Origin of the sequence: Lentzea sp. NPDC051838, from assembly GCF_040681245.1 — a bacterium.
Taxonomy (GTDB): domain Bacteria; phylum Actinomycetota; class Actinomycetes; order Mycobacteriales; family Pseudonocardiaceae; genus Lentzea.
This window is the reverse complement of record NZ_JBFAYI010000075.1, coordinates 1-5,734: the sequence shown is the minus strand read 5'-3', so window position 1 is coordinate 5,734 and position 5,734 is coordinate 1. Positions and strand designations below refer to the sequence as shown.

The window sequence follows — 5,734 nt, the reverse complement described above, 5'->3', positions numbered from 1 at the left end:
CCACCCTCGGAGGGATGGGTCAAGTCGACGAAAAGCGTGTCGACTTGACCCATCCCTCCGAGCGCGGCCAACGATCAGGCACGACTCGTGACGGGGCCCGCCGGAGCGCACGGAAAAGCAAGCTCGCCTTCGGCGTCGCCCCAGGCAGCTCGGCTTCGCCATCGCCAGACGTCTCGGCTTCGCCATCGCCCTCTCGCTCCGCCCAACCTCTGCTCCGCTCAAACCCTTGCGTCGCATAGCTCTGCTTAGCCCCAGCCCCAGCCCCAGCCGTCCGCCTCGGCCGTCCGCCTCAGCCTCGCCCAACTCCACCCCCGCCTCGCCCACCCCGCCTCGCCCACCCCGCCTCGCCCAGCCCAGCCTCGCCTCGCCCAGCCCCGCGCCTCGCCCAGCCCAGCCTCGCCTCGTTCCGCCTCGCCGCTTTGCCCTGTCTGTGCTGCCCGCCCGCCCCCCCCGCCCCCGGCCAGCCCTGCTCGCTCTCCCCGCCCTGCTCCGCCTGCTCGCACTACCCATGGCGCGCTCGGCGTGTCTGGCGCTGTACGCAAAACGGCCCCGGAGCGGTGCTCCGGGGCCGTGCGAAACCTGGGTGCGAGGGGCGGTCAGGCGCCCTCGGCCGCCAAGTCGTCGTCGTCCATGTCCTTGCCGCCGTTGACCGGCTTGGCGCCGTTCTTGCGGGTGCGGCGCTGCGGGCGGGGGAGGGCGGTGGGCGGCGGGGGAGGCGTCGGGGAGCCGCCGCCGAGGATGAGCTCGGCGAAGGTCGCCATGGCCTCGTCCAGCTGGCCGCCGATGCGCAGTTCGGATTCCTGGTTCGACTTGCGGACCAGGGACTGCAGGGCGTCGGTGTCCGGGCGGGCGCCCACGGTTTCGGCGACCTTGGTGAGGCTGGCGTCTACCGAGCCGCCGAGTTCGGTGAGGCGGGCGGCGAAGTCGTCTTCCACCTTGTCCAGGCGGTCGGTCATCGTGTCGAGCTTCGAGGTGACCTGCTCCAGGCGGCCGGCGAGGGCCTCCAGGCGGTCGGCTGCGTCTACCTGGTCGCGGGACTGTTCGATCGCCGCGTACAGGGCGGTGCGGGCCTCGTCGAGCTTGCCGTTGACGACGTTCTGGGTGTCGGCGACTGCCGTGGCCAGCTCGGCGCGGGTCTCCGCCAACGACGAAGCCAGGGCGTCGCGGGTCTCGGCGACGGTGCCGGCGAGCGAGCCGCGGGTCTCCGCCACGGCTCCTGCCAGCTGGTCGCGGGTCTCGACCAGCGAGGCGGACAGCTGGTTGTGGCGCTCGGTGACCGTGGACGTGACTTTCTCGCGGCTGTCGGCGATCGCGGACGCCAGCTCCCCGCGGCTGTCGGCGATGGCGGCGACCAGCTCGGCGCGGGCCGTGGCCAGGGCGTCGCGGGACTCGTCCGCGCGGCCGTGGATGCTCGAGAAGGAATCGGCGAGGATCTTCTGCAGGGCCTCGCGGGTGCCGTCGAGGTGCTCGTGCACGCCTTCGTCGACCTCGTCGAGGCGGCCGCGCAGGGCGGCTTCGAGGGCCTCGATGCGCTCGCGCAGCGGGTTGGTGACGGCGCCCGGGATCGCGTCGACCTTGCCGTCCTGCTTGTCCAGGTGGCCGTCGAGGTCGTCGATGCGCTTGTGGATGCTCGCGAGCTTGTCCTCGAGACCGTCCATGCGGCCCGCGACGCCCTCGAAGCGGCCGGCGACGCCGTCGAGGCGGCCGTCCAGCTGGGCGAAGGGCTTGGCGAGCTTGTCCACCAGGGCGTCGACCGCGCGACCGATGTCGGCGACGGCGTTGTCCTGGGCCTCCAGCTTGGCGAGGGCTTCGTCCAGCCGCTCCGCGAGCACGCTGACCTCGGTGCGGTCCGGCAGCTCCGACAGGCGCTTGCGGACCGAACCCAGCGACTCCAGAGGCGACATTCGGGCGTGGATCTCGTCCAGCGCGTCGAAGATCTGCTGCTGCTCGCTCTCACGGATCTCCGCGGCGCGCGTCAGCATGTTGCGCATCCGATCGAAGGACATCGTGGAGTTGTTGTTCTCTGTCACGGCTGAGTGCCTTCGTCCAGGGGAGGGGGAGACCACGGGAGCCTATCCGCGTCACGGGACGTCTCTGTACCACCCCCGCCAAGAAACGGCCGGGTGCGGACGGGCGACTGACCCGGTCAGGCTACCCGATTACTCTGATCGCCAAGTTACCGGCCGGAAGCGGCCAGTTGCGAGCCGTGATGTTCCTACCTTGGGGTGACTCAAGCTCTGCAGTGGTTGCAGAAAGTTGTGATCACGGATCGGCAACATCCGTGAGGAAGCAAATGATCATAGCGGGAGCAAGATCATTTTGGCCACTCTGAAACGGCGTGTCGACTGAAGTAACGTGTAGCAATGTCCACCCCGCTTTCCTTGGAGACCATCCGCAGCGCGCCCAAGGTGCTGCTGCACGACCACCTCGACGGTGGCCTCCGCCCGCAGACGGTGATCGAACTCGCCGATGCCTCCGGCTACCAGGGCCTGCCCACGACCGACGCGGGTGTTCTGGGCGGCTGGTTCCGCGACAACGCCAACTCGGGGTCGCTCGTGCGATACCTGGAAGGTTTTGCCCACACGTGCGGTGTGATGCAGGACGAGGCCTCTCTGGTCCGCGTCGCCGCCGAGGCAGTGGAAGATCTCGCCGCGGACGGCGTCGTCTACGCCGAGATCCGCTACGCGCCCGAGCTCAACACCGAGAAGGGTCTCTCGCTGGAGCAGGTCATCGAGGCCGTCCAGGAGGGTTTCCGCGTCGGTGAGCAGCGCGTCGCCGCCACGGGCCGCAAGATCCGCATCGGCACCCTGCTCTGCGCCATGCGTCAGAACGAGGGCTGGCTGCGCATCGCCGAGCTCGCCGTCCGCTACCGCGACCTCGGTGTCGTCGGCTTCGACATCGCGGGCCCCGAGGCCGGCTTCCCTCCCACCAGGGGCCTCGACACGTTCGAGTACCTGCGCCAGCAGAACGCGCACTTCACCATCCACGCCGGTGAGGCGTTCGGGCTGCCGTCCATCTGGGAGGCGATCCAGCACTGCGGCGCCGAACGTCTCGGTCACGGCGTGCGGATCGTCGACGACATCAAGGTGTCCGGCGACGGCACCGTCCAGCTGGGACGCCTGGCCGCGTACGTGCGCGACCGCCGCATCCCGCTGGAGATGTGCCCGACGTCGAACCTGCAGACCGGCGCCGCCGCGACCATCGCCGACCACCCGATCGGCCTGCTCGCCAAGCTGCGGTTCCGCGTCACCGTCAACACCGACAACCGCCTGATGAGCGACTGCACGCTCTCCAGCGAGTTCGCCGCGCTGGTCGACACGTTCGGCTACGGCTGGGCCGACCTGCAGTGGTTCACGATCAACGCCATGAAGTCGGCGTTCATCGGGTTCGACGAGCGGCTCGCGATCATCAACGAGCTGATCAAGCCGGGTTACGCAGCGCTGACCGCGTAGCCCAGCTCGTTTCGTCGATCGTGCTGAGCTTGCGCAGAGGCTCCCACCACGCGCGATTGGCCGCGTACCAGCGGATGGTGTCCCGGACACCGGCCTCGAAGCCGATCTCCGGGCGCCATCCGAGCTCGCGGCCGATCCGGGTGGCGTCCAGCAGGTAGCGCCGGTCGTGCCCCGGCCGGTCCGCGACGATCGACTTCCGCGACTGCGGCAGCCCCAGTTCGTCCAGCACCAGGTCGGCGATCTGGTCGACGCTCGCCTCCACGCCCGTGCCCACGTGGTACGTCCGGCCGATCTCACCGGACCGCAGCACCGCGTCGATCGCCCGGCAGTGGTCCAGCACGTGAATCCACTCGCGCCGGTTGTTGCGCGCCGCGTAGATCGGCAGCTGCTCCCCGTCCAGCGCAAGGGTCGTGAACAGCGGCAGCACGTTCTCCGGGAACTGCCGCGGCCCGTAGTTGTTGGCGCAGTTGGTGATCGTCACGGGCAGCTCGAACGTCTCGAAGTACGAGCGCACGGCGTGGTCCGCACCGGCCTTCGACGCGTTGTAGGGCGTGCGCGGCTGGTACGGCGACTCCTCGTGGAACGCCTCCACGGCGTCCAGCGCGAGATCCCCGTAGACCTCGCACGTCGACACGTGGTGGAACCGCCGCACACCCGCCCGGCGGCACGACTCCAGCAACGCTTGCGTGGCCAGGACGTTCGTGCGGAAGAACAGGCCGGGATCCAGCACGGCGAGGCTGTTGTGCGACTCGGCCGCGAAGTTCACGACGACGTCCACACCGGAAACATCCGCCTCGGCGATGTCCGCGTGCACGAACGGCACGTCGGCGGGCAGGTTCGCGCGCGTGCCGCGGTAGGTCAGCGCGTCGAGCGCGATCACCTCGTCCGACGGGTGTTCGCGCAGCCAGTAGCGGGTGAAGTGCGAGCCGATGAACCCGGCCGCGCCGGTGACGAGCACGCGCATGGTCAGTCCTCCGATGAACGGATCGGTGCTACCCCAGGGGGTTCCGCGCCGGGCCAGCCGCGGAACTCGACTTCGAGCTGGAACCTGTGGCCCAGGTAGTGGTGCTCTGACAAGGCGATCGGCTGTTCCGCGGCGTCCAAAGCGATGCGGCGCACCAACAACACGGGCGTGCCGACCGCGACACCGAGCAGTGGCGCGACATCTCCCGCGGCCACGGCAGCGATGCTCTGACGCACCACGGCGATCTGGTTTCCGTTGCGCCGCAAGGTTTCCCACGTACCGGGCGACTCCGCGTCGGCACGGCTGACCGGCGCCGCCAACGCCAGCGGCACCCACTCTGTCACGACGTCCAAAGGCGACGAACCGGTGCGCCGCAACGACCTCACGCGCAACATCTCGCCCGCACCGAGCGTCAAAGCAACGCTTGAAGGTGCCTCCAGATACCCGTACTCCAGCACGGTCCGGGACAAAGACACACCGGCATCGGCCACGGCGGACCGCGCGTGCTGGAACGTGCCGAGAGCAAGTGGCTGCGCGAACGACGCCACGTACCAACCGGCGCCTTTCCGCGACGCCAGCAGGCCCTCCTCGCGCAGCTGTTCCAACGCGCGGCGCACGGTCACTCGGCTGACCTCGTACCGGCGACCGAGCTCGGCCTCGCTCTCCAGCGCCCCCGCCGGGCCGTAGTCGCCGAGCGTGATGCGTTCACGCAGCTCGGCGGCCAGTCGCTGAGACCGAGAACCTGTCATAAACCTGTATCATACAGATGTTGCGACCGGATGCGGTTCCGGCACGTGCCGACAGCTGGCCGACAGGTATCGCTGGCACGCTGGGAATGCCGACGCCCCAACGGTTTCAGCTCCAGAAAGAGTGGTCCCATGCGCCTGATCGCCACCGGTCTCGCGGTGCTCGCCGCGGCCTCGTTCGCCCTGCCCGCGAACGCCGCCGAGGGCAACGCCGCGTTGTTCAGCGGTGCCAACCAGACCGGCACGAAGTCCCCGGTCGACCTCGCGAACGGCGAGTGCGTGAACACCGCGCCCGTCAGGTCCGGAGTGAACATCTCGGACGCTGACATCGATGTCTTCTACGGCGCCGACTGCTCCGGCACGAGCTACTACGTCCTCGGCAGCCTGCACCAGGGCACCTTCCCGTTCGCAGCCCTGAGCTACCGAGTCCGCTAGCCCGAAAACGATGAACGGCTCTTTCATCCACCTCAAGTGGATCTGGTGTTTTAACCAGGGAGCTCCTGGGTTTTGACACAGGCACGGCCACCGCTTGATCATTTTCGGGTTCCGTCCAAAGAACGCGATCATGACAA

The 5,734-nt window shown here is 68.9% G+C and carries 5 protein-coding genes; 2 read left to right on the top strand and 3 right to left on the bottom strand.

Features of this window, described 5'->3' with window-relative positions:
- Window positions 1–596 precede the first annotated feature (596 nt).
- The gene (locus AB0M24_RS48065; RefSeq protein WP_363781993.1) at window positions 597–2,006 is read right to left on the bottom strand and encodes a hypothetical protein; all 1,410 of its coding nucleotides are present in this window, start codon (window positions 2,004–2,006) and stop codon (window positions 597–599) included.
- A 357-nt stretch (window positions 2,007–2,363) separates the two neighbouring features.
- On the opposite strand from AB0M24_RS48065, the gene AB0M24_RS48060 reads away from it, so the two are divergent.
- The gene (locus AB0M24_RS48060; RefSeq protein WP_363781991.1) at window positions 2,364–3,452 is read left to right on the top strand and encodes an adenosine deaminase; all 1,089 of its coding nucleotides are present in this window, start codon (window positions 2,364–2,366) and stop codon (window positions 3,450–3,452) included.
- Here the strand turns inward: AB0M24_RS48060 and AB0M24_RS48055 are convergent.
- Window positions 3,421–4,416, bottom strand: a complete 996-nt coding sequence (locus tag AB0M24_RS48055) for a dTDP-glucose 4,6-dehydratase (RefSeq protein ID WP_363781989.1) — start codon at window positions 4,414–4,416, stop codon at window positions 3,421–3,423. The two genes, AB0M24_RS48060 and AB0M24_RS48055, sit on opposite strands and share 32 nt — an antisense overlap.
- Window positions 4,417–4,418: 2 nt before the next feature.
- On the bottom strand, window positions 4,419–5,165 hold the full coding sequence (locus tag AB0M24_RS48050) for a GntR family transcriptional regulator (RefSeq protein WP_363781987.1): 747 nt from the start codon (window positions 5,163–5,165) through the stop codon (window positions 4,419–4,421).
- 129 nt (window positions 5,166–5,294) lie between these two features.
- Between AB0M24_RS48050 and AB0M24_RS48045 the strand changes: the two genes are divergently transcribed.
- Window positions 5,295–5,597: a hypothetical protein gene (locus AB0M24_RS48045; protein ID WP_363781985.1), complete on the top strand. Its 303-nt coding sequence runs from the start codon at window positions 5,295–5,297 to the stop codon at window positions 5,595–5,597.
- Window positions 5,598–5,734 lie beyond the last annotated feature (137 nt).